Source organism: Pseudomonas sp. B21-051 (assembly GCF_024748795.1).
Classification (GTDB): Bacteria; Pseudomonadota; Gammaproteobacteria; order Pseudomonadales; family Pseudomonadaceae; genus Aquipseudomonas; species Aquipseudomonas putida_A.
In genome coordinates this window covers 2,227,515-2,248,444 of sequence record NZ_CP087166.1, presented here as the reverse complement: position 1 = coordinate 2,248,444, position 20,930 = coordinate 2,227,515, and the positions used below count along the sequence as shown (strand labels likewise).

Here is a 20,930-nt window from a genome sequence, read left to right as displayed (position 1 = left end):
AGATCAAAAGATCGCAGCCTTCGGCAGCTCCTACAGTGGAGGTGTGGTTCAGTGCTGGCGCCGGCCCGGTTTGAAACTGTGATGACGGTTGATCCACACCGTCGCCAGCGCGATCAGCGACAGGATCAACAATGCCCATGGAAACGACATCGCGCCCGCCCGATCCAGCAACAACCCGCCAAACAGGCCGCCGCCGGCAATCGCCACGTTCCACGATGTAGTGAGCATCGCCTGCACCACGTCCACATGCTCGCCGGCCGAATCCGCCGCCGTCAGCAGCAACGTCGCCGAACCACCAAATGACAGGCCCCACACGGCCATGCAGATGTAGATCAGCCACGGCGACGGGGACATCAGCGCCAACACCAATGCGGTCACGGCAAACACCGCGAGGCTGATCAGCGTCAGCCAGCGCAACCAGCGGTCCACCAGCAGGCCAATGATCCAGATCCCCACCAGCGAACACAGGCCGAACACCAGCAGCACCAGATCGACGCGCTCGGCCAATCCGGCTTGCATCAGGAACGGCGCAATGTAGGTGTAGAGAATGTTGTGCCCAAGCATCCAGGTCAGCACCACGAACAGCACCGGCCGTACACCCGGGAGACGCAGCGATTGCACCAACGGCAGGCGTTCGGCGCTGGCCTGGCCGGGACGATCCGGCACCGCCAGCACAATCCACGCCGCCAGCACCAGGGCCAGCGCCGACATGATCCCGAACGAGGCGCGCCAGCCGATCAGGTTGCCCAACCAGGTTCCCGCCGGGGTGCCCAGCGACAGCGCCACCGGGGTGCCGAGCATGGCGATTGCCAACGCCCGTCCCTGCTGGTGCACCGGCACGATGCCACGGGCGTAGCCGGCCATGATCCCCCACGACAGCCCTGCCGCCATCCCGGCGAGAAACCGCGACGCCAGGGTCAAGCCGTAATGGCTGGAGAACGTGGTCACGGTGTTGAACAGCAGAAACCCGCCCACCGTCATCAACAGCATCCGCCGCCGTGGCCAGCCCCGGGTGGCGACGGTCAGTGGAATCGCCGCGACAATCGAGCCCAGTGCATACAGCGTCACCAGTTGCCCGGCAAGCACTTCGCTGACCCCAAGCCCAGTGCCAATCTGCGGCAGCAGCCCGGCCGGCAGGGTCTCGGTGAGGATGGCGATGAAGCCGGTCATGGCGAAGGCCAGTAACGCAGCATAGGGCAGTTTTTCTGCACGGGTGGCGTGGTCGATGCGGGTGAATTCGGTGCTTGCGGAGTCGGTCATGACAGGTGCAGCTCCCTTTGAGTCAAATGTGACGGAGGATTGTATACAACCTATCCCTCATGACTGACAACACTTCCCTGTAGGAGCTGCCGCAGGCTGCGATCTTTTGATCTTGATCTTAAAAAACAAAATCAAAAGATCGCAGCCTGCGGCAGCTCCTACAGGGGAAGGGGCGCTTTATTGCACCGGGAGGAAATTCAGGAACAGCAGGCTCTGCGCGTAGTTCAGGCCAATGCGCCGGTAGCGCTCATCAAGCATCTGCGCCAGCAGGTCGAGCCGCGCGACGATCTTGCCGAACTCGGTGGCGAAACTCAGGTTGCTGCCCTCCTCCGAGATTTCGTTGGAGAACAGCAACGGCTGACCTTCCTTGTTCTGGCGCTGGGCCAGAATCCATGTGGCTTTTTCGATGTTGCGCGCGGCGTTGTGGACGAAGGTCGGGTTGATCGCATCGGTCATGTAGAACTCGATGCGATTGCCGTGGGCGGTAACCAGCATGCTGCCGATGGCATAGATGAAGGCGCCGACCCGATCCCCGAGAAACTCCGGACTCATCGCATAGCTGAGCGCCGCCAGATCCTTGCGCCCGCCCAGCACCGGCAACGGTTGTTGCTGCTCGACGGCCAGGCGCACCTGTTTTACCGCAGTGTTGATGTCGAGGAACCCCGACTTGCGCAGCTCTTCCGGGTTGCGCAAATACAGCTTGCCCATCAACCGATAAAGACTGTTGAGGTTGTCGCGCATCGCCAATGTGGCCATGCGGTCGACACTGGTCTGCAGGAATTCCTGCGGTTGACCGTCACGCATCTGAGCGATGAAACCGTTGCCAGTCTGGTGCGTGCAACCGCTGACAAACAGCAATGACAGGCAGGTCAGCAACAGGCACGGGCGGCGAACAAATCGGGCGATCGGGTGAAAAGCTCTCGGCATGAATTCTCGAAAAGGCACATTCCTGTGCGGCGGGCGTCGCCGCATCCTGGCCATGGATAGAGCCGGTAATTGCGAAAAAGTGCAGTGGCGGGTTGGGCCGGCTGATTGGCGGCGAACGATGCCAAGCTAATTAGTCAGTCTTTATTATTGAAATAAACGATCAATCAGCTATAAACCTTCACTAACAACCAAAATAGATTGACTAGTTCCCTGTAGGAGCTGCCGAAGGCTGCGATCTTTTGATTGTGATTCTAAAAACAAAAGTCAAAAGATCGCAGCCTGCGGCAGCTCCTACAGGGAGTCATGGTGTTTTGAAAACAACAACAAAAAGGAAGGTCAACCATGCTTCAATCACGTCACCTGCTCTCCGGCCTCGGACTGTCCCTGATGATCGCCACCCTCTCCGCCAACGCGGCCGGCCTGACCGCCGAACACAAAGCCTTTGGCAAAACCAATGACGGCACGCCCGTTGAGCAATACATCCTGCGCAACAGCCACGGCATGCAGGCGACCGTCATCACCTACGGCGCCACCCTGCAATCGCTGCTGGTGCCGGACAAACACGGCAAAGCCGCCGATGTGGTGCTGGGTTTCGACGATGTTCAGGGTTACCAGAAAGGCACGGCGTATTTCGGCGCGACCATCGGCCGTTTCGGTAATCGCCTCGCGGACGGCGCGTTCGAACTCGACGGCAAGCGCTATCAGGTGCCGCAGAACGACAAGTCCAACGCCTTGCATGGCGGTACTCAGGGTTTCGACAAGAAGGTCTGGAAAGCGCAGGAAACCAAGGACAAGGATTCCGTCGGCGTGACCCTCACCTATCTGTCGGCAGACGGTGAAATGGGCTTCCCCGGCAACCTCACCACCGAAGTGACCTACCGCCTGACCGACAGCAACGAGTTGCGCATCGACTATAAGGCCAGCACCGATAAGCCGACCGTGCTCAACCTGACCAACCACAGCTACTTCAACCTCGCCGGTGCCGGCAATGGCGACATCCTCAAGCAGGTTGCCACCTTGCACGCCAGCCATTACACCCCGGTCACCGGCAAACTGATCCCGACCGGCGAACTGGCGCCAGTGGCCGGCACGCCGATGGACTTCACCAAACCCACCGCGATCGGCACGCACATCAAGGCCGATCACCCGCAGCTGAAATTCGCCGAACCGAAACAGGGCGGCTTCGATTTCAACTGGGTGCTGGATACCAAAGGTGATGTGAGCAAAGTCGCCGCCGAGGTCAGCGATCCGCAGTCAGGGCGGCATTTGCAGTTGTTCACCAGCGAGCCTGGTGTGCAGTTCTATACCAGTAACTTCCTCGACGGCACGGTCAAGGGCAAGGGTGGCAAGGTTTATCCGCACTGGGGTGCGTTTACCCTGGAGACCCAGCACTATCCGGATGCGCCGAATCAGCCGGACTTCCCGAGCACGCGGCTGGATCCGGGGCAGACTTACAGCCATAGCGTGGTGTTGAAGTTTTCTGCCAGGTAAAAGCTGAAGATCAAGAGATCGCAGCCTGCGGCAGCTCCTACAGTGGGACCCCATCCCTCCTGTAGGAGCTGCCGAAGGCTGCGATCTTTTGCTTTTGAGCCCCATGGAACCCCTGCGCTATCCTGCTGCCCACTAAGGTATGACCATCAGCACAGGAGGTTTGAATGCGTACCCTTGAACTGGCAGGCGTGCAGGTTCCGGTGATCGGCCAGGGCACCTGGCGCATGGGCGAGGATCGCTCGGCGCACCCGCGAGAAGTGTCCGCGCTGCGCCAAGGCATCGAACTGGGCATGACCCTCATCGACACTGCAGAAATGTACGCCGAAGGTGGCGCCGAAAGCTTGGTCGGCGAAGCCATCGCCGGTCTGCGCGACCAAGTGTTTCTGGTGAGCAAGGTCTACCCGCACAACGCCAGCCGCAAAGGCATCCCGCAAGCCTGCGAGCGCAGTCTGCGCCGGCTCGACACCGACTACATCGACCTCTATCTGCTGCATTGGCGCGGCCAGTATCCGCTGGAAGAAACCGTCGAAGCCTTCGAACGCCTGCGCGAGGACGGCAAGATCGGCCGTTGGGGCGTGTCGAATTTCGACGTCGATGACCTCGAAGAGCTGGCCAATCCTGCCTGCGCCACCAATCAGGTGCTGTACAACCTGGAAGAGCGCGGCGTCGAATTCGACTTGCTGCCATGGTGCCAACAACAGCGTATGCCGTTGATGGCGTACTGCCCGATCGGTCAGGGCGGCGCGATGCTGGCCGAACCGGTACTGAACAAGATTGCCGCCCGTCACAACGTGACCCCGGCACAGGTTTCACTGGCGTGGATTCTGCGTCAGGATGGTGTGATTGCGATTCCCAAGGCTGTGCGACCGGAACACGTGCAACTCAATGCACAAGCGGCGCAGTTGCAACTGGATGCCGGGGATCTGGCGGCGCTGGACCAGGTATTCAAAGCGCCACAACGCAAGCAGCGGCTGGCGATGGTCTGAGTCGCTGGGCGCTGGCGAGGGCTTCGTCATGAGAAGCACTGATCAGCATGACCCGTTCAATCTGCAGCGTTTCGTCCAGGCGCAGGACCCGGTGTTCGAACGGGTCCAGCGTGAACTCGGCGAGGGGCGCAAGCGCAGCCACTGGATGTGGTTTGTGTTCCCGCAGTTCGCCGGGCTCGGTGGCAGCGAGATGTCCCGGCGTTTCGCCATTCAGTCCGCCGAAGAGGCGCAGGCCTATCTGGCCCACGACCTGCTCGGCGCCCGGCTGCGCACCTGCACGCAACTGGTGCTGAACATCCGCCAGCGTTCGATTGCCGAGATTTTCGGCCACCCCGATGACCTGAAATTCCACTCCTCGATGACCCTGTTTGCGCAGTTCAGCGCCGAAGATTGCCCGTTCGCTCAGGCGCTGGAGCGCTACTTCCACGGCATCCTCGATGAATGGACCCTGCAACTGCTGGACTCAAAACAGGCCCAGTTGCCCCCCGATCAGGGTTGAGAAGTCATCGTCGACGAACGGCAGAATCGCATCGGCTACCGGCTGCAGCTGGCGGGTGATGTAGTGGTCGTAGTCGATCGCGGCGCGGCGCACTTCCAGCGGTTCCGGCCCGGCCAGGGTGATGACGTAACTGATCCAGCCACCGTTCTGGTATTGCCGCGGGCGTCCGTGCTGCGCGTTGTAATCGTCGGCCAGCCGCGCCGCACGCACATGCGGCGGCACGTTGCGTTCGTAGTCGTCGAGGGTGCGACGCAGACGCTTGCGGTAGACCAGTCGCTCATCGAATTCGCCGGCCAGGGTCTTGCGCACGTAATCGCGCACGTAATCCTGATACGGCTTGCGCTGGAAGATCCGCTCGTAGAGTTCCTGCTGGAACTGCCGGGCCAGCAGTGACCAGTCGGTGCGCACGGTTTCCAGGCCCTTGTAGACCATTTCTTCACTGCCGTCGGCGCGACTCACCAGTCCGGCGTAGCGCTTTTTGCTGCCCTCCTCGGCACCGCGAATGGTCGGCATCAGAAAGCGTTTGTAGTGGGTTTCGTACTGCAATTCGAGGGCGCTTTGCAGGCCGAACTCCTCACGCACGTGCTCGCGCCACCAGTCGTTGACGTGCTTGACCAGCGCCTGACCGATCTGCGCCGCTTCCTCCTGACCGTGCGGCCGGCGCAGCCAGACGAAGGTCGAGTCGGTGTCGCCATAGATCACCGCGTGGCCCTGCGCTTCGATCAGCTGACGGGTGCGCAACATGATCTCGTGGCCGCGCAGGGTGATCGACGATGCCAGCCGCGTATCGAAAAACCGGCAACCGCTGGAACCGAGCACACCGTAGAAGGCGTTCATGATGATCTTCAGCGCTTGCGACAACGGTGCGTTGTGCTCGCGCTTGGCGGTCTCGCGGCCCTCGGCGACCCGCGCGACAATCGACGGCAGGCAATGCCGGGTGCGCGAGAAACGTGCGCCGCGAAAACCCGGCACCGAGTCGGCATCGTCCGGGTGTTGCAGGCCTTCGATCAGCCCCACCGGGTCGATCAGAAAGGTGCGGATGATCGACGGGTACAGGCTCTTGTAATCGAGCACCAGCACCGACTCGTACAGCCCCGGCTGTGAATCCATGACGAAGCCGCCGGGGCTGGCCTGTGGCGGGTTGGTCCCCAGGTTCGGCGCAACGAAACCCTGACGGTGCATCAGCGGCATGTACAAATGGGTGAACGCCGCCACCGAGCCGCCGCTGCGATCTGCCGGCAGGCCGGTGACGCTGGCGCGTTCGAGGAGAAACGTCAGCAGTTCGGTCTTGGCGAAGATCCGCGTCACCAGCTCGCAATCCTTGAGGTTGTACTTGGCCAGCGCCGGTTTGTCCTCGGCGAACATGCGGTTGATTTCATCCATGCGCTGGTACGGGTTGTCGATCGCCTTGCCCTCGCCGAGCAGGGTCTGGGCGACGTTCTCCAGGCTGAACGAGGGGAAACTCCAGGTCGCCGAACGCAGCGATTCGATGCCGTCGATGATCAAGCGCCCCGCTGCAGAGGCAAAGTAGTGCGTGCGGCTGCCGTGTTCGCGCCACTGCATCTCCTCACCGCCACGGCCGATTTTCAGCGGCACACCGAGGCGTCGCGCGTGTTCGTGAAGGATGCGCAGATCGAACTGCACGACGTTCCAGCCGATGATCGCGTCGGGGTCGTGGAGGGCGAACCAGTCGTTGAGCTTTTTCAGGATCACGGTGCGCGAGTCGCAGTATTCGAGGTCGAAGTCGACGATGCTGGCGTCGCCGTTGGGCGTACCGAGCATGTACACCTGACGCTGGCCGCAGCCTTCGAGGGCGATGGAATACAGCTCGCCGGTTTCCGTGGTTTCGATATCCAGTGAGACCAGGCGCAGTTTGGGGCGATATTTGGGGTCGGGTTTCAGTTGGGCGTTGAGCAAGACGCCGTCGGCATCGGCAGTGCCGCTGAACAGCACCGGCGCGGTAATGAAACGCTCCATCAGGTAACGCTCCGGCGGGCGCACATCGGCTTCATAAACATCGACACCGGCGCGGTTGAGCGCGGTTTCCAGGCGCATCAACTGGCCATGTTGCTGGCAATACAGGCCCAGCACCGGGCGATGCTCGAAATCCTGCAGGGCCAATGGGCGCAGTTCGACGTTCTTTTCGTCGTGCAGCAGGCGTTCGGCCGCTTCGCGTTGTGCGGCGGGGATAAACGCCACCGACGTCTGCGGTGCCAGACGCACACGCCGCGGCCCGGCGTCGGTCGCCAGCCAGAACTCGACTTCGGTGCCGGCCGGGGTATCGCGCCAATGCCGGGTCAGGACGAAGCCCTGCTGTAAATCCACCACTGCAACCTCAGGAATTGAATCAGAGGGGCATTCTACGCTGCCGTTCAAGGGATAACCCCATTCCCTGTGGTGAGGGAGCTTGCTCCCGCTCGGCTGCGCAGCAGTCGCAAAACCAGGCAATGCCGTGCATCAGGCAAACCGAATTCTCAGGGTTTGGGCCTGCTACGCAGTCCAGCGGGAGCAAACTTCCTCGCCACAGGGTTAGAGCAAAGCCGGAAAAACCGGCAAATGACGTTTTTTGCGTGCTATCTGCCGCTTTGCCACCTTGCCCTGCGCGCAAGGGTCTACGATGCTTGGAGAACAACGACAACACCTGAGTAACCGCCATGAAGACCGTCGCCCAACTGCTCAAGCTCAAAGATCAGAAAAATCAGGAAGTGCACCAGATCAAGCCCGATCACATGGTGCTCGAAGCGCTGATGAAGATGGCCGAGAAAAACGTCGGGGCCTTGCTGGTGGTGGATAACGACGAAGTGCTGGGCATCATCAGCGAACGCGATTACGCGCGCAAACTGGTGCTGCACGGGCGCTCGTCGGTCGGCACGCCGGTGCGCGACATCATGGTTTCACCGGTGATCACCGTGGACACCCACCAGACCGTCGACACCTGCCTTGGCATCATGTCCGACAAACGCCTGCGCCACTTGCCGGTGGTGGAGAACGGCAAACTGATCGGCTTGCTGTCGATCGGTGACCTGGTGAAAGAGGCGATTGCCGAGCAGGCGGAGCTGATCAAGCAGCTGGAACAGTACATTCGCGGGGAATAATTCCCAAGAGCAAAAGATCGCAGCCTTCGGCAGCTCCTACACTGTTCTCTGTAGGAGCTGCCGAAGGCTCGGGCCGCGATCGGACGATCTTTTGATCTTTACACTCTTAAACCGGCCAATGCCGGGCGAAGACAGGCGCCAGTACCGGGTGCCGGTCGATGCGCTGCAACCACGCATAGAACCCCGGACGGCTCTGGCGCAGGTGTTCGCGGCTGCCCGCCCAACGCGTCACCACGGCCGCCAGCACGTCCAGCGCGCCGGGCGTTTCGTCGTCCAGGTACAACTCGGCGGAAAACTGATCGGCAAACACTTCCCAGCTCCAGTGCAGGCGCTCCCGTGCGCCGGTCATCAGGTTCTGCCGTGAGGCTTCGTCCGGCATCACCAGCCAGCGCTCGGGGTAATCGATGACGCCGATGGCCGCATAGCAATTGCTGGCGATATAGACCATGCCGCGAATCGCCTGATCGCGATCGGCAGCCTTGGCCGACAACAGACCGGACTCGGGAAAACTCAGGCCCAGATGAATCAGAATCGCCACACTCTCGGTGATCGCACTGCCATCGGGCAATTGCAGGGTCGGCACCTGCTTCAGTGGATTGAGGCGCGCCAGTGCCTCGGCGGCTTCGCTTGAGGCTTCGATATCGATAAAGCGATAGGCGATCTGGCATAACTCCAGCGCCGCCTCGATGGCTGCGGCACCTGAATTGCGATGTCCGTACAGTTGATACATGCCCCCTCCTCGATCTCGACAGATCTGTGTAGCACTATTTATAGCGGGTGTATCCGCTTTGGCACGTTTTTCCCATGCAATCGCGACCTGCGAATTCAAACCTCGCAAAACAGCGCTGGCGGTGCCCATCCCGCACCAAGAGCAATCATCGAACGCTATCCGCGTTCTTGTAAGGTGCGATACCGAACCAAAAGTTCGCGTATCCGAGCTGGCAACAAGGAGTTCACCGCGTGAATCTTCAATCGTTCTGCAAAGCCTGTTGGTATCCATCGGTGCAAAACCGAGTTCGCCGTAACAGTCCCGGCAATCAATACCCTTACCTTATTACCTGAGCCCGACACTCATGCCCTGCGTTTGGCGCCATTGATTGCGCCAGCGGCAGCACACTATTTATTTTTTAAATACAACCCATCAAGTTATTGCGCCAACAACAGTTCGAAGACCAACAGCAGGATTGTCGAACAATAACTTCAGGTTTTTCTTTATTGCACCAAAAGCGCTCCACCGATCACAACTAACCAATATCCAGACATTGATTTCAATTGAACAAAAACAAGGAATACAGCCTGTGACCCGCTAATCCATTGACCCGCACCAATTCAGTCCGCCGCGCACCAGCAAGTGCCCCGGCAGACCCGAGCTCAGCGGCTCTATCTGGCGAATCCGCCTGATACAGCGCCAGGCCTGACTCGCCCGTAAAAAAGCCCCGAAGAACGGGGCCGTGGACAGTCACGCACTAAAGAAAACTCGGCGCGCCAATAAAACTTATATAAATGCGACATGGGTAACAGCCGTGAAATAACCGCTCTACATTTCGGCAACATTTGGCACAGCGGTTGCAAAACAAAATTCGAACACAAGATCTGTAGGAGCTGCCGCAGGCTGCGATCTTTTGATGTTGCCTATAAGGACAAAGGTCAAAAGATCGTCCGATCGCGGCCCGAGCCTGCGGCAGCTCCTACATAGAACAACACCAGGGAATGGCTAATGAATATTCGAAGTCGATGGCTCTAAGCCAGTAACTGTAAGCAAGCCCTGTTCTATAGATAGTTCAACTATCGGCCTGCGTACACCTTGAAGAAAGTTACACCCACCCACTCGAACATCACCCCAATGTTCGGACGGCACCTTATTGCCCTTCATCAACCCGAGGGAGCTTTAATGAACGATGCGGTAAAGCACAGAGCCCTGCCGGGGCCGTTACGGGAAGCGCCAATCCCGCCGCCACCGGACAGGCCGGCCTTCACGGCCAACACTTCGCAGCCTGGCGGGTTGAACAAACAGCAGATGCTGTTGCTGGTGGCGGTATCGGCGCTGATCCACGGCGGCGCCTGGTGGTTTTTCCAGCAGACCCGGCCCGAGCCACTGCCGACTCCGCCACAGATTCCGGAAATGACCGTCGAGCTGAGCAGCCCGACGCCGCCGGCACCGCCCACACCGGAACCGCCACCGCCACCACCGCCCCCTCCACCTCCGGAACCTGAACAACCGGTGGAAGACGAAGACGCGGTCAAGCCACCGCCAAAACCGGTGGAAAAACCCAAGCCGATCGAAAAACCGAAACCGGTCGAGAAGCCCAAACCGGTGAAGAAAGTCGAGCCGCCGAAAGCTCCGCCCGCCCCGGCACAACCGGCCGCTCCCGCTGCGCCGGCGACACCGAGCGCGCCACCAGCCCCGGCCGCCGCGCCTGGCCCGGTCAAGGAATCGGCAGCGATTTCCGGTCTCGCCAGCCTTGGCAACCCGCCGCCGGAATACCCGTCGCTGGCGCTGCGGCGCAATTGGGAAGGCAGCGTGGTGCTGCGTATTCAGGTCTTGGCCAACGGTCGCGCCGGCTCGGTGACAGTGACCAAGTCCAGCGGCAAGCCGCAACTGGATGACGCCGCCGTCGCGGCGGTAAAGAACTGGAAGTTCATTCCGGCCAAACGCGGTGACACGCCGATTGACGGCTTCGCCACCCAGACCATCGATTTCAAATTGCCGCAATAACGGCACAACCCGACGAACTCACAACCGACTTAATGCAAGCGAGGTGTAGCGATGAACAATTCACTGTCTTCGATGATTGTCCCCGGTGTGCTCTGGGGCCTGGTGCTGTTTTCCGTGGTCAGCTGGGCGATCATGCTGGTCAAGTCGGCGCAATACCTGCGCCAGAAAGCCCAGAACAAACAGTTCAGCAAAGCCTTCTGGGGCGCGCCGGATCTGCTCACTGCGGCCGAACACGCCAGCCAGTATCCAGGCTCGCTGGCGCGCATCGCCAGCAGCGGTTTCGAAGCCTTGCTGGTGGAAGAATCGCCGCGCACCACGCAACAACTGGCGCACACCATCAACCGTTCCGATCGCCTGGAGCGCAACCTGCGCCAGCAGATTCAGAAGGAACGCCGCTCGCTGGAAACCGGTCAGGCGATCCTCGCCAGTATCGGCAGCACCGCGCCGTTCATTGGTCTGTTCGGCACCGTGTGGGGAATCATGGAAGCCCTGCAAAGCATCGGCGAAACCGGTTCGGCCAGCCTTGAAGCGGTCGCCGGCCCCATCGGTCACGCGTTGATCGCCACCGGTGTGGGGATCGCCGTCGCGGTCCCGGCGGTGCTGATTTACAACTTCTTCCTGCGCCGCCTGAAACTCGCCTCGGCAGACATGGACGACTTCGCCCACGACTTCGACGCCCTTGCTTCACGCAGCGCGTTCTCCATCAGCCGCCAGGCCATCGCCAGCAAAACCACAGCCGCCGTGCGGGAGGCCAGCTGATGTCCTTTTCCACCCAAGACAGCGATGAAGTGCTCAGCGAAATGAACGTCACGCCGCTGGTGGATGTGATGCTCGTGCTGCTGGTGGTGTTCATCGTCACCGCGCCGCTGATGACCAATGCGATCAAGGTCAATCTGCCGAAAACCGACGCCGTCGCTCCCGCCGAAAAGAAAGACCCGGTGGTGGTCAGCGTCGATCAGGACGGCAAGTTCTACCTGGCGAAAACCGAACTGGCGCCGGAATCGCTGGAAGCCAGCCTCAAGGAGGTCAAGGCCAAGGACGCCGAAGTACGCGTGCAGTTGCAGGCCGACGCCAACGTCAATTATGGCCAGGTGGCAAAGGCCATGGCGTCCATCGAACGTTCGGGCATCAGCAAGATTTCGGTGATGACCACCCACTGAGTGCGGTGCCGGGCGCGCGTTGAGAGGCGCGCCCGGCACCGCTGAAGCATCCCGTCGCAATCAGCCGACCGAAAAAACGCCACGCGTCTTCGGAGGGGATCGGCTTGCTTGAAGAAAGTGGTTTTCCGCACGCGGTATCACCGAAAGCGGAGCAATGAGGGGCTCACAAGGCCAATTCGATAACGTCTGACAAGTCGGAAACAACCATGCTGATGAACACTCCACGCTTCACGCTCAAACCTTTGGTGGCCACGATCTCTCGCCACCGTTTTGTCCCGTTGTATCTGGTGGCCATGGGCATGGGCGCCGGGACTGTGCAAGCTGCCGAGGATGACAACGCGGCCGTGCCGGCAGCGGCGGCGGCGGTGGTAGCGCCGACCACGCAATTGCAACGGGTGGAAGTGACCGGTTCGGCGATTCGCCGGGTCGACGCGGAAACGGCGGTGCCGATCACCATTCTCAAGGCCGATGAGCTGCGCAAACAGGGCGTGACCACCACCGCCGAACTGGTACAGCGGATCACCGGCAGCCAGTCGATCAACAACAGCGCCGGCTCGGTCGGCGCGGCTACTGGCGGCGCTTCGTTTGCCGACATGCGCGGCATCGGCGCGAACAAGACCTTGGTGCTGCTCAACGGTCGACGCCTGGCGAACAACGCCTTGTCGGGCACCAACTCGGCCGGCGGCGCGGTGGATCTGAACATGATCCCGTTTGCCGCCATCGAACGCGTGGAAGTGCTGCGCGACGGCGCATCAGCCCTGTATGGCACCGACGCCATCGGCGGCGTGATCAACTTCATCACCAAAAAATCCCTGACCGACGGCCAGCTCACCCTCGGTGGCGAAACCCCGACCCATAGCGGCGGCGGTGCCACCAAAGACATGAGCGCCAGTTGGGGCTACGGCGATCTGGAGCAAGACCGCTTCAACGTGCTCGGCGTGTTCAACTACAACAAGCAGCAGAACCTCGACGCCAACGACCGCTCCTTCGCCCGCGACTATGTGCCCGGCCGTGGTCTGGATCAGACCTCCGGCACCGCGTTCCCCGGCAACTACAGCCAGAACGGCAACGCCACCAACCCGTTGGCCAACAGCAATTGCAACGGGCCGAACCTGGTGGCGCGTGATGGCTTGTGCCGCTTCAGCACCCGCGAATACATCGACCTGATTCCGCAAACCGAAAAGACGTCGTTCTTCGGCAAGACCACCGGCAAGCTGGCGGATGACCACAACGTCAACCTCGAATACTTCTGGTCGCGCAACAACAACGCCACCGCTGTCGGCCCGGCTCCGCTTACCGGTTTGAGCCTGGATTCGTCATCGCCCTACTACCCCGGCAACGGCATCACCCCCGGCCCGACCGGTTTCGCCCTCGACCCGACGCAACCGGTCGACGTCAACTGGCGCGAGACCGCTGCCGGCCCGCGCGAATCGAAAGACCAGAACACCAGCCAGCGCTTTCTCCTGAGCTTCGACGGTCTGGTCGGCGGCTGGGATTACAACGTCGGCGCCTCGTACAACCAGAACAAAATCGTCTCCAGCGTCACCAGCGGATATGTCAGCGATCAGGCGATGATCAACGGTCTGGCCAGTGGTCTGCTCAACCCGTTCGGCCCGCAATCGGCCGCCGGTCAGCAGTACATCGACCAGGCCATGTACCACGGCGCGTACTCCACCGCTGTCGGCCGCGTCGCCGGTTTCGACGGGCGGATCAGCCGTGAGATCGGTGACTGGTTCGGTGCGGGACCGTCGGGTCTGGCATTGGGCGGCGAGTACCGCAAAGAGAAATTCCATCAGGATTTCGAGCAGTTCGCCGGTGACATCCAGAGCCTCGGTATCGACCCGGCCGGCAGCGTCGAGGGCGACCGCAGCGTGAAAGCCGCGTACGCCGAAATCAACGTGCCGGTGCTCGACAGCCTCGAACTGTCCGCCGCCGTGCGTCACGATAAATACAGCGACTTCGGCAGCACCACCAACCCGAAATACTCGTTCCGTTATCAGCCGCTCAAGGAGCTGGTGGTGCGCGGCGCCTACAGTGAAGGCTTCCGTGCGCCGTCACTTTACGAGCTGTATTCGCCGCGCAGCATCACCTACACGCAGGGCTACTACAACGACCCGGTGCTGTGTACCGGTGGCGTGGTACAACCGGGTGGCAACGGCGGGCGCGATTGCGGCCAGCAGTTCCTCAATCAGATCGGCGGCAACGAAGATCTGGCCCCGGAAAAGGCGCGCAACGTGACCCTGGGCTTCGTCTATCAGCCGGTCAGCAACCTGTCGGTGGGTCTGGATTTCTGGTGGATTCACATTTCCAACCAGATCCAGCCGTTCCCCGAATCCACCGTGTTCGATCAGGCCGGCAGCTACCCGGATCGCTTCGTGCGCAACGCCGACGGCACGCTCAACTACATCGTCACCGGCAACGCCAACCTCGGCATCGTCGAGACCAACGGTGTCGATGTGTCGCTGGATTACCGCTTCCCGAACACCCCTTACGGCCAGTTCGGTCTGGGGCTGCAAGGCACCTACGTGGACGAGTACGACTTCCAGAGCACCATCAAAGGCCCGTTCACCGACAAGGTCGGCGACTTCGAAGGGGACGGCGTGATCGCGCGCTGGAAGCACAACCTCACCGGCAGCTGGACCTTCGGCGCGGCTCGCGCGTCGCTGACCAACCGCTTCACCACCGGTTACAACGACTACGACCGCGATACCCACGCGCGCGTGGCGTCGTATTCGGTGTGGGACCTGTCGGCCGGCTACACCTTCAACAAGGTGCTGGACGTGGATGCGGGGATGAAGAACATGTTCGACCGCAACCCGCCGTTCTCCAACCAGGCCTACAACTTCCAGAGCGGCTATGACCCGCGCTACACCGACCCGCTGGGCCGCACGCTGTTTGCGCGCATGACGTATCACTTCTAAGGCACAAAACACCGCGACACCGGGTGAATGCAAACCTTTGTGGCGAGGGAGCTTGCTCCCGCTTGAGTGCGCAGCACTCACAAAAATCTGCAGGGTTAATCCGATTTTTTGGGGCTGCTTCGCAGCCCAGCGGGAGCAAGCTCCCTCGCCACAGTTTTCAGCGTTGTCAGTGAGTTTTCGGTCTTAGAGGAAAAACTTCATGAGATTCATGCGCAACATGGCAGGCCTACTGCTCGGCGGCGTTTTGCTCTGCGCCGCCGTGCCGGCAATGGCCGCCGCCAGCTACGCACTGACGGTGTACGGCGAGGCGCCGAAGTATCCGGCGAACTTTCAGCACTTTGATTTCGTCGACCCCAAGGCGCCCAAGGGCGGTTCGCTCAGTCGCGCGTCGATGGAAATCGGCCAGTACAACTACATCACCCCGTATGCCGATCAAGGCATTTCCGTGGTGCAGGTCAACGACTGGGTGTATGCGCCGCTGGCGTTCCGTTCGCTCGACGAGCCCTACACCGTCTACGGACTGGTCGCGCAACAGATGGAGCGCGATGCCGAAGGCCTCTGGGTGCGCTTCACCCTGAACCCCAAGGCCCGCTTCGCCGACGGCACGCCGATCACCGCCGAGGACGTGCACTACACCTTCAACCTGCTGATGACCAAGGGCAGCCTCAGCTATCGCCAGCAGTACGCCGACGTGCAGGACGTGCTGATCGAAGGCCCACGGCAGGTGCGCTTCACCTTCAAGAACAACCTCAACCGCACCCTGGCGCTGGATCTGGCGACACTGCGCGTGGTTCCCGAACACTGGTGGAAGACTCGCGACTTCGCCAACGGCGGCGGCTTCGAGCCCCCCCTGGGCAGCGGCCCGTACCGCGTGAGCAAAGTCGATGCCGGGCGCAGCATCAGTTTCCAGCGCGACCCGGACTGGTGGGGCAAGGACCTGCCGGTCAGTCGCGGGATGTACAACTTCGACACGCTCACGGTGAATTTCTACGGCGACACCGACGTCGCGCGGCAACTGTTGCAGGCCGGGGCGTTCGACTACAACCGCGAGTTTTCCTCGTCCGGTTATGTGGTGGGTTACGACAGCCCGGCGCTGCGTGACGGTCGCTTGCAACAGGCGATCCTCGCTCCGGAAAAACCGACGGCGGCCCAAGGCTTCGTGTTCAACCTACAAAACCCGATCTTTCAGGATCGCCGCGTGCGTCAGGCGATCAGCCTGCTGTGGGATTTCGAATGGACCAACAAGCAGATGATGCGCGGCTTCTACGTGCGCCAGAACAGCTTCTGGCCGAAGAGTGAAATGGCCGCGACCGCCCTGCCCGACGCCAAGGAATTGAAGATCCTCGAACCGTTGCGCGGACAGATTCCCGACGAGGTGTTCACCACGGTGTATCAGGCGCCGAAAACCGACGGCAGCGGCTACATCCGCGACAAGCAGCTGCAAGCCCTCAAGCTACTCGCCGAGGCCGGCTGGACGCCGCAACACAGCCGACTGGTCAACGCCGCCGGCGAGCCTCTGGAGTTCACCTTCCTCGACGGTCAGGGCGGTTTTGATCGCATGCTGCTGCCGTTCAAACGCACCCTCGCGCAGATCGGCATCACCCTGAATTTGCGCCGGATTGATTCGGCGCAATACGTCAATCGGCTCAACGCCCGCGACTACGACATGATCGTCACCAGTTTCCCGCGCAGCGGCGATCCGATCGTCTCCCCCGGCCGCGAGCTGTACAGCCTGTATGCCTCGCAAAGTGCCACGCAGGTCGGCAGTTCGAACTCGATGGTGCTGGCCAACCCGGCGGTCGATCAACTGATCGACGGGCTGGTCAAGGCCAACAGCCGCGACGCCATGGTGCATTACGCCCGCGCCCTCGACCGGGTGCTGCAATGGGGTTACTACATGATTCCCAACTACTACTCCAAAGGCACGCCGACGGTGTATCAGAACCGCTTCGGCATGCCGCCGGTGCAACCGGCGTACGACGAAGGCCTCAACACCTGGTGGGAGGTCTCGGCCAAGCCGTTGACCACGCAGCAGATGCACGCCCAGTTCGCGGGGGGTCAGTGACATGCTGCGTTATCTGAGTCGACGTTTGCTGCTGATCATCCCCACGCTGCTGTGCATTCTGGTGGTCAATTTCCTCATCGTGCAGGCCGCGCCGGGTGGCCCGGTCGAACAAGCCATCGCCCGTCTGCAAGGTTTTGGCGGGCACAACATGGGCGGTGGTGGCGAAGTCGCCGCGACGGGGGGTGCCGGGCGCAGCAGTCGCGGGCTGGACCCGGCGCTGATCGAGGAAATCAAGCATCACTACGGTTTCGACAAACCGATGCACGAACGCCTGTGGCTGATGCTGAAAAACTACGCACAGCTGGATCTGGGCAGCAGTTTCTTTCGCGGCGCCAAGGTCACCGATCTGATCGTGCAGAAACTGCCGGTGTCGTTGTCACTCGGCTTGTGGGCGACGCTGATCACCTACCTGATTTCGATCCCGCTGGGCATCCGCAAGGCGATCAGCAACGGCAGCGCGTTCGATGTCTGGAGCAGCACGGCGATCATCATCGGCTATGCGATGCCAGCGTTTCTGTTTGCGATGCTGCTGATCGTGGTGTTCGCCGGCGGCAGCTACGTCAACTGGTTTCCGGTGCAGGGGCTGGTGTCGGATAACTTCGACAGCCTCAGCACCTTGGGCAAGGTCGGCGACTATCTCTGGCACCTGGTGTTGCCGGTGACCGCGCTGGTGATCGGCGGGTTCGCCACCCTGACCATCCTCACCAAAAACAGCTTCCTCAACGAGATCAGCCGCCAGTACGTGATCACCGCGCGGGCCAAGGGTTTGACCGAGCGCCGCGTGCTTTACGGCCACGTGTTTCGCAATGCGATGCTGCTGGTGGTGGCCGGGGTGCCCTCGGCGCTGATCGAGGTGTTCTTCGCCGGTTCCTTGCTGATCGAAACCATCTTCAACCTCGACGGCCTCGGCCGCATGAGTTACGAGGCGGCGGTGTCGCGTGACTACCCGGTGGTGTTCGGCGCGCTGTTCCTGTTTACCCTGTTCGGCCTGTTGATCAAGCTGATCGGCGACCTCTGCTACACCCTGCTCGACCCGCGCATCGACTTCTCGGCGAGGACTGCCTGATGTTCACACTTTCTCCTCTGGGTCAGCGCCGGGTCGCGCAGTTCAAGGCCAATCGCCGTGGGCGCTGGTCGTTGTGGCTGTTCCTCGGGCTGTGCCTGATCTGCCTCGGTGGCGAACTGATCGCCAACGACAAACCGTTGGTGATCCGCTACCACGGCGCCTTGTACTTCCCGATCCTCAGCGAATACCTGGAAACCGATTTCGGTGGCGAGCTGCCGTTCCAGCCGGATTACGCCAGCGCTTACGTGCACAGGCTGATCGAGGATCAGGGCGGCTGGATGCTGTTTCCGCCGATCCCGTTCAGCTACGACACGGTCAATTACGACCTGACTGAACCGGCACCCAGCCCACCCTCTTCCAGCAATTGGCTGGGCACCGACGATCAGGCCCGGGACGTGTTGGCACGGGTGATTTTCGGCACGCGGATTTCAATTCTGTTTGCGCTGATCCTCACCGGCATCAGTGCGCTGGTCGGCATCGTTGCCGGGGCCTTGCAGGGTTATTACGGCGGTTGGGTCGATTTGCTTGGGCAACGGGTGCTGGAGATCTGGTCGGGGCTGCCGGTGCTGTATCTGCTGATCATTCTGTCCGGTTTTGTCTCCCCGAGTTTCTGGTGGTTGCTGGGAATCATGGCGCTGTTTTCCTGGCTGGCATTGGTGGATGTGGTGCGCGCCGAGTTTCTGCGTGGGCGCAATCTGGAATACGTCAAAGCTGCGCGGGCGCTGGGGCTGACCGACAGCGAACTGATGTTGCGGCACATCCTGCCCAACGCGATGACCTCCACCCTGACCTACCTGCCGTTCATTCTGACCGGCGCCATCGCCACCCTCACCGCGCTGGATTTCCTCGGTTTCGGCATGCCCGCCGGGACCGCCTCGCTGGGTGAACTGATCGGCCAGGCCAAGCGCAATCTGCAAGCGCCGTGGCTGGGGCTGACAGCGTTTTTTGCCTTGGCGCTGATTCTGTCGTTGTTGGTGTTCATCGGCGAGGCTTGCCGTGATGCGTTTGACCCACGATCTTGATCCGAGGAACTGAGATGAGCGACAACCTGATGGAAATCCGCGACCTGCGTGTCGCCTTCGCCGGGCAGGAAGTGGTGCACGGTTTGCACCTCGATATCCGCCGAGGCGAATGCCTGGCGCTGGTCGGTGAGTCCGGCTCGGGCAAGTCGGTCACGGCGCATTCGATTTTGCGCCTGTTGCCGGGTAAAACCGTCAGCAGCAGCGGTTCGATTGCTTATAACGGGGTGAACTTGCTGCAGGCCAGCGAGCAGCAGATGCGTGGTTTGCGCGGCAACCGGATCGCGATGATTTTCCAGGAGCCGATGACCTCGCTCAATCCCCTGCACAGCGTGGAGCGACAGGTCAGCGAAGTGCTGGAGATTCACAAGGGCCTCAAGGGCCGCGCCGCCCGTGAGCGCACGTTGGAGCTGCTGGAACTGGTGGGTATTCGCCAACCGCTGCAGCGCTTGAAAGCCTATCCGCATCAGCTCTCCGGCGGTCAACGGCAACGGGTGATGATTGCGATGGCACTGGCCAACGAACCGGAACTGCTGATCGCCGATGAGCCGACCACGGCGCTGGACGTGACCGTGCAGCAGAAAATTCTCGAGTTGCTGCTCGAGCTGCAACAGCGGCTCGGCATGTCGATGCTGCTGATCAGTCACGATCTGAATCTGGTGCGGCGCATCGCGCAGCGGGTGTGCGTGATGCGCCACGGCGAAATCGTCGAACAGGCTGACTGCGAGACCCTGTTTCGCGCGCCGCAGCATCCTTACAGCCGCTTGCTGATCGAAGCTGAACCGAGCGGTGCGCCGGTGCCAAGTCCGTACCAGCACAACCTGCTGGAAGTCGATGATCTGAAAGTCTGGTTTCCCCTGCCCAAGGGCTTGTTCAGTCGTTCGCAGGCGTACATCAAAGCCGTGGACGGGGTCAGTTTCCGCCTGCAACGCGGCAAAACGTTGGGAATTGTCGGCGAGTCCGGTTCGGGCAAATCGACGCTGGGCCAGGCGATCCTGCGGCTGGTGGAATCCGAGGGCGATATTCGCTTCGGCAACAAGCAGTTGAGCCTGCTCAATCAGCGTTTGATGCGCCCCTTGCGGCGGCAGATTCAGGTGGTGTTCCAGGACCCGTTCGGCAGCCTGAGCCCGCGCATGTCGGTGCAGCAGATCATTGCCGAAGGGTTGCTGACCCATGGCATCGGCACCGAGGCCGAGCGCGAAGCAGCAGTGATTCGCGTACTTGAAGAAGTCGGCCTCGACCCCAAGAGCCGTCATCGCTACCCCCACGAATTCTCCGGCGGCCAGCGCCAGCGCATCTCCATCGCCCGCGCACTGGTGCTGGAGCCGGCGCTGATCCTGCTCGACGAACCGACCTCGGCGCTGGATCGCACGGTGCAGAAACAAGTGGTGGATCTGTTGCGGCAACTGCAGATCAAGCATGGGCTGACGTATTTGTTTATCAGCCATGACCTGGCGGTGGTGCATGCGCTGGCCCACGACCTGATGGTGATCAAGGATGGCAAGGTGGTGGAACAGGGTTCGTCGCGGGAGATTTTTGCTGCACCGCAACATCCCTACACTCAGGAACTGCTGAAAGCCTCCGGCCTCACGCTCGACACAAATCCCTGTGGGAGCGAGCTTGCTCGCGAATGCGATATCCCTGTGACATGAATATCGACTGACACGACGCCTTCGCGAGCAAGCTCGCTCCCACAGGATGATTGGGGCAAGCCGACCGGGCCGA

The 20,930-nt window shown here is 61.2% G+C and carries 16 protein-coding genes; 12 read left to right on the top strand and 4 right to left on the bottom strand.

What is annotated here, in order from left to right; genetic code table 11:
• Positions 1 to 48 precede the first annotated feature (48 nt).
• A complete protein-coding gene (locus LOY52_RS10050; protein ID WP_258679326.1) occupies positions 49 to 1,260 on the bottom strand; it encodes an MFS transporter in 1,212 nt (403 codons plus the stop codon).
• Between the two features lie 177 nt (positions 1,261 to 1,437).
• Positions 1,438 to 2,187, bottom strand: coding sequence for a hypothetical protein (locus tag LOY52_RS10045; RefSeq protein ID WP_258679325.1), 750 nt, complete (start codon positions 2,185 to 2,187; stop codon positions 1,438 to 1,440).
• A gap of 342 nt (positions 2,188 to 2,529) precedes the next feature.
• On the opposite strand from LOY52_RS10045, the gene LOY52_RS10040 reads away from it, so the two are divergent.
• From LOY52_RS10040 to LOY52_RS10030, 3 genes are all read left to right on the top strand, one after another.
• Positions 2,530 to 3,678 carry an aldose epimerase family protein gene (locus LOY52_RS10040; protein ID WP_258679324.1) on the top strand — a complete coding sequence of 383 codons (1,149 nt, stop codon included), beginning with the start codon at positions 2,530 to 2,532 and terminating at the stop codon, positions 3,676 to 3,678.
• 164 nt (positions 3,679 to 3,842) lie between these two features.
• Positions 3,843 to 4,664 carry an aldo/keto reductase gene (locus LOY52_RS10035; RefSeq protein WP_258679323.1) on the top strand — a complete coding sequence of 274 codons (822 nt, stop codon included), beginning with the start codon at positions 3,843 to 3,845 and terminating at the stop codon, positions 4,662 to 4,664.
• A gap of 28 nt (positions 4,665 to 4,692) precedes the next feature.
• Complete coding sequence (locus LOY52_RS10030) at positions 4,693 to 5,163, top strand: DUF1810 domain-containing protein (protein ID WP_258679322.1); 471 nt, start codon at positions 4,693 to 4,695, stop codon at positions 5,161 to 5,163.
• Here the strand turns inward: LOY52_RS10030 and LOY52_RS10025 are convergent.
• Positions 5,128 to 7,488 (bottom strand): DNA polymerase II, encoded by a 2,361-nt coding sequence (locus tag LOY52_RS10025; RefSeq protein WP_258679321.1) that lies wholly within the window; start codon positions 7,486 to 7,488, stop codon positions 5,128 to 5,130. The genes LOY52_RS10030 and LOY52_RS10025 overlap by 36 nt on opposite strands.
• A gap of 329 nt (positions 7,489 to 7,817) precedes the next feature.
• On the opposite strand from LOY52_RS10025, the gene LOY52_RS10020 reads away from it, so the two are divergent.
• Entirely contained in the window at positions 7,818 to 8,258 is a 441-nt protein-coding gene (locus tag LOY52_RS10020; protein ID WP_007966640.1) for a CBS domain-containing protein, read from the top strand.
• 106 nt (positions 8,259 to 8,364) lie between these two features.
• On the opposite strand, the gene LOY52_RS10015 is transcribed toward LOY52_RS10020, so the two are convergent.
• Positions 8,365 to 8,988 (bottom strand): glutathione S-transferase N-terminal domain-containing protein, encoded by a 624-nt coding sequence (locus LOY52_RS10015; protein WP_258679319.1) that lies wholly within the window; start codon positions 8,986 to 8,988, stop codon positions 8,365 to 8,367.
• A gap of 1,161 nt (positions 8,989 to 10,149) precedes the next feature.
• On the opposite strand from LOY52_RS10015, the gene LOY52_RS10010 reads away from it, so the two are divergent.
• From LOY52_RS10010 to LOY52_RS09975, 8 genes are all read left to right on the top strand, one after another.
• Entirely contained in the window at positions 10,150 to 10,974 is an 825-nt protein-coding gene (locus LOY52_RS10010; RefSeq protein ID WP_258679318.1) for an energy transducer TonB, read from the top strand.
• 51 nt (positions 10,975 to 11,025) lie between these two features.
• Entirely contained in the window at positions 11,026 to 11,733 is a 708-nt protein-coding gene (locus LOY52_RS10005) for a MotA/TolQ/ExbB proton channel family protein (RefSeq protein ID WP_258679317.1), read from the top strand.
• Positions 11,733 to 12,134, top strand: coding sequence for a biopolymer transporter ExbD (locus tag LOY52_RS10000; protein WP_003223575.1), 402 nt, complete (start codon positions 11,733 to 11,735; stop codon positions 12,132 to 12,134). The genes LOY52_RS10005 and LOY52_RS10000 overlap by 1 nt, the downstream gene beginning before the upstream one ends.
• Positions 12,135 to 12,340: 206 nt before the next feature.
• Positions 12,341 to 15,055, top strand: coding sequence for a TonB-dependent receptor (locus LOY52_RS09995; RefSeq protein ID WP_258679316.1), 2,715 nt, complete (start codon positions 12,341 to 12,343; stop codon positions 15,053 to 15,055).
• Between the two features lie 199 nt (positions 15,056 to 15,254).
• Entirely contained in the window at positions 15,255 to 17,120 is a 1,866-nt protein-coding gene (locus LOY52_RS09990) for an extracellular solute-binding protein (RefSeq protein WP_408980427.1), read from the top strand.
• Between the two features lies 1 nt (position 17,121).
• Complete coding sequence (locus tag LOY52_RS09985) at positions 17,122 to 18,186, top strand: microcin C ABC transporter permease YejB (protein ID WP_258679315.1); 1,065 nt, start codon at positions 17,122 to 17,124, stop codon at positions 18,184 to 18,186.
• On the top strand, positions 18,186 to 19,208 hold the full coding sequence (locus LOY52_RS09980) for an ABC transporter permease (RefSeq protein ID WP_258679314.1): 1,023 nt from the start codon (positions 18,186 to 18,188) through the stop codon (positions 19,206 to 19,208). Before LOY52_RS09985 ends, LOY52_RS09980 begins: the two co-directional genes overlap by 1 nt.
• Positions 19,209 to 19,222: 14 nt before the next feature.
• Positions 19,223 to 20,857, top strand: coding sequence for an ABC transporter ATP-binding protein (locus LOY52_RS09975; RefSeq protein ID WP_258679313.1), 1,635 nt, complete (start codon positions 19,223 to 19,225; stop codon positions 20,855 to 20,857).
• Positions 20,858 to 20,930 lie beyond the last annotated feature (73 nt).

What these genes read in the sequence shown, in the direction of transcription:
- LOY52_RS09980 (WP_258679314.1), top strand. Translation starts at nt 18,186, where the DNA reads ATGTTCACACTTTCTCCTCTGGGTCAGCGCCGGGTCGCGCAGTTCAAG.
- LOY52_RS10035 (WP_258679323.1), top strand. Translation starts at nt 3,843, where the DNA reads ATGCGTACCCTTGAACTGGCAGGCGTGCAGGTTCCGGTGATCGGCCAG.
- LOY52_RS10005 (WP_258679317.1), top strand. Translation starts at nt 11,026, where the DNA reads ATGAACAATTCACTGTCTTCGATGATTGTCCCCGGTGTGCTCTGGGGC.
- LOY52_RS10010 (WP_258679318.1), top strand. Translation starts at nt 10,150, where the DNA reads ATGAACGATGCGGTAAAGCACAGAGCCCTGCCGGGGCCGTTACGGGAA.
- LOY52_RS09975 (WP_258679313.1), top strand. Translation starts at nt 19,223, where the DNA reads ATGAGCGACAACCTGATGGAAATCCGCGACCTGCGTGTCGCCTTCGCC.
- LOY52_RS10040 (WP_258679324.1), top strand. Translation starts at nt 2,530, where the DNA reads ATGCTTCAATCACGTCACCTGCTCTCCGGCCTCGGACTGTCCCTGATG.
- LOY52_RS10050 (WP_258679326.1), bottom strand. Translation starts at nt 1,260, where the DNA reads ATGACCGACTCCGCAAGCACCGAATTCACCCGCATCGACCACGCCACC.
- LOY52_RS10020 (WP_007966640.1), top strand. Translation starts at nt 7,818, where the DNA reads ATGAAGACCGTCGCCCAACTGCTCAAGCTCAAAGATCAGAAAAATCAG.
- LOY52_RS10000 (WP_003223575.1), top strand. Translation starts at nt 11,733, where the DNA reads ATGTCCTTTTCCACCCAAGACAGCGATGAAGTGCTCAGCGAAATGAAC.
- LOY52_RS10030 (WP_258679322.1), top strand. Translation starts at nt 4,693, where the DNA reads ATGAGAAGCACTGATCAGCATGACCCGTTCAATCTGCAGCGTTTCGTC.
- LOY52_RS09990 (WP_408980427.1), top strand. Translation starts at nt 15,255, where the DNA reads ATGAGATTCATGCGCAACATGGCAGGCCTACTGCTCGGCGGCGTTTTG.
- LOY52_RS09985 (WP_258679315.1), top strand. Translation starts at nt 17,122, where the DNA reads ATGCTGCGTTATCTGAGTCGACGTTTGCTGCTGATCATCCCCACGCTG.
- LOY52_RS09995 (WP_258679316.1), top strand. Translation starts at nt 12,341, where the DNA reads ATGCTGATGAACACTCCACGCTTCACGCTCAAACCTTTGGTGGCCACG.
- LOY52_RS10045 (WP_258679325.1), bottom strand. Translation starts at nt 2,187, where the DNA reads ATGCCGAGAGCTTTTCACCCGATCGCCCGATTTGTTCGCCGCCCGTGC.
- LOY52_RS10015 (WP_258679319.1), bottom strand. Translation starts at nt 8,988, where the DNA reads ATGTATCAACTGTACGGACATCGCAATTCAGGTGCCGCAGCCATCGAG.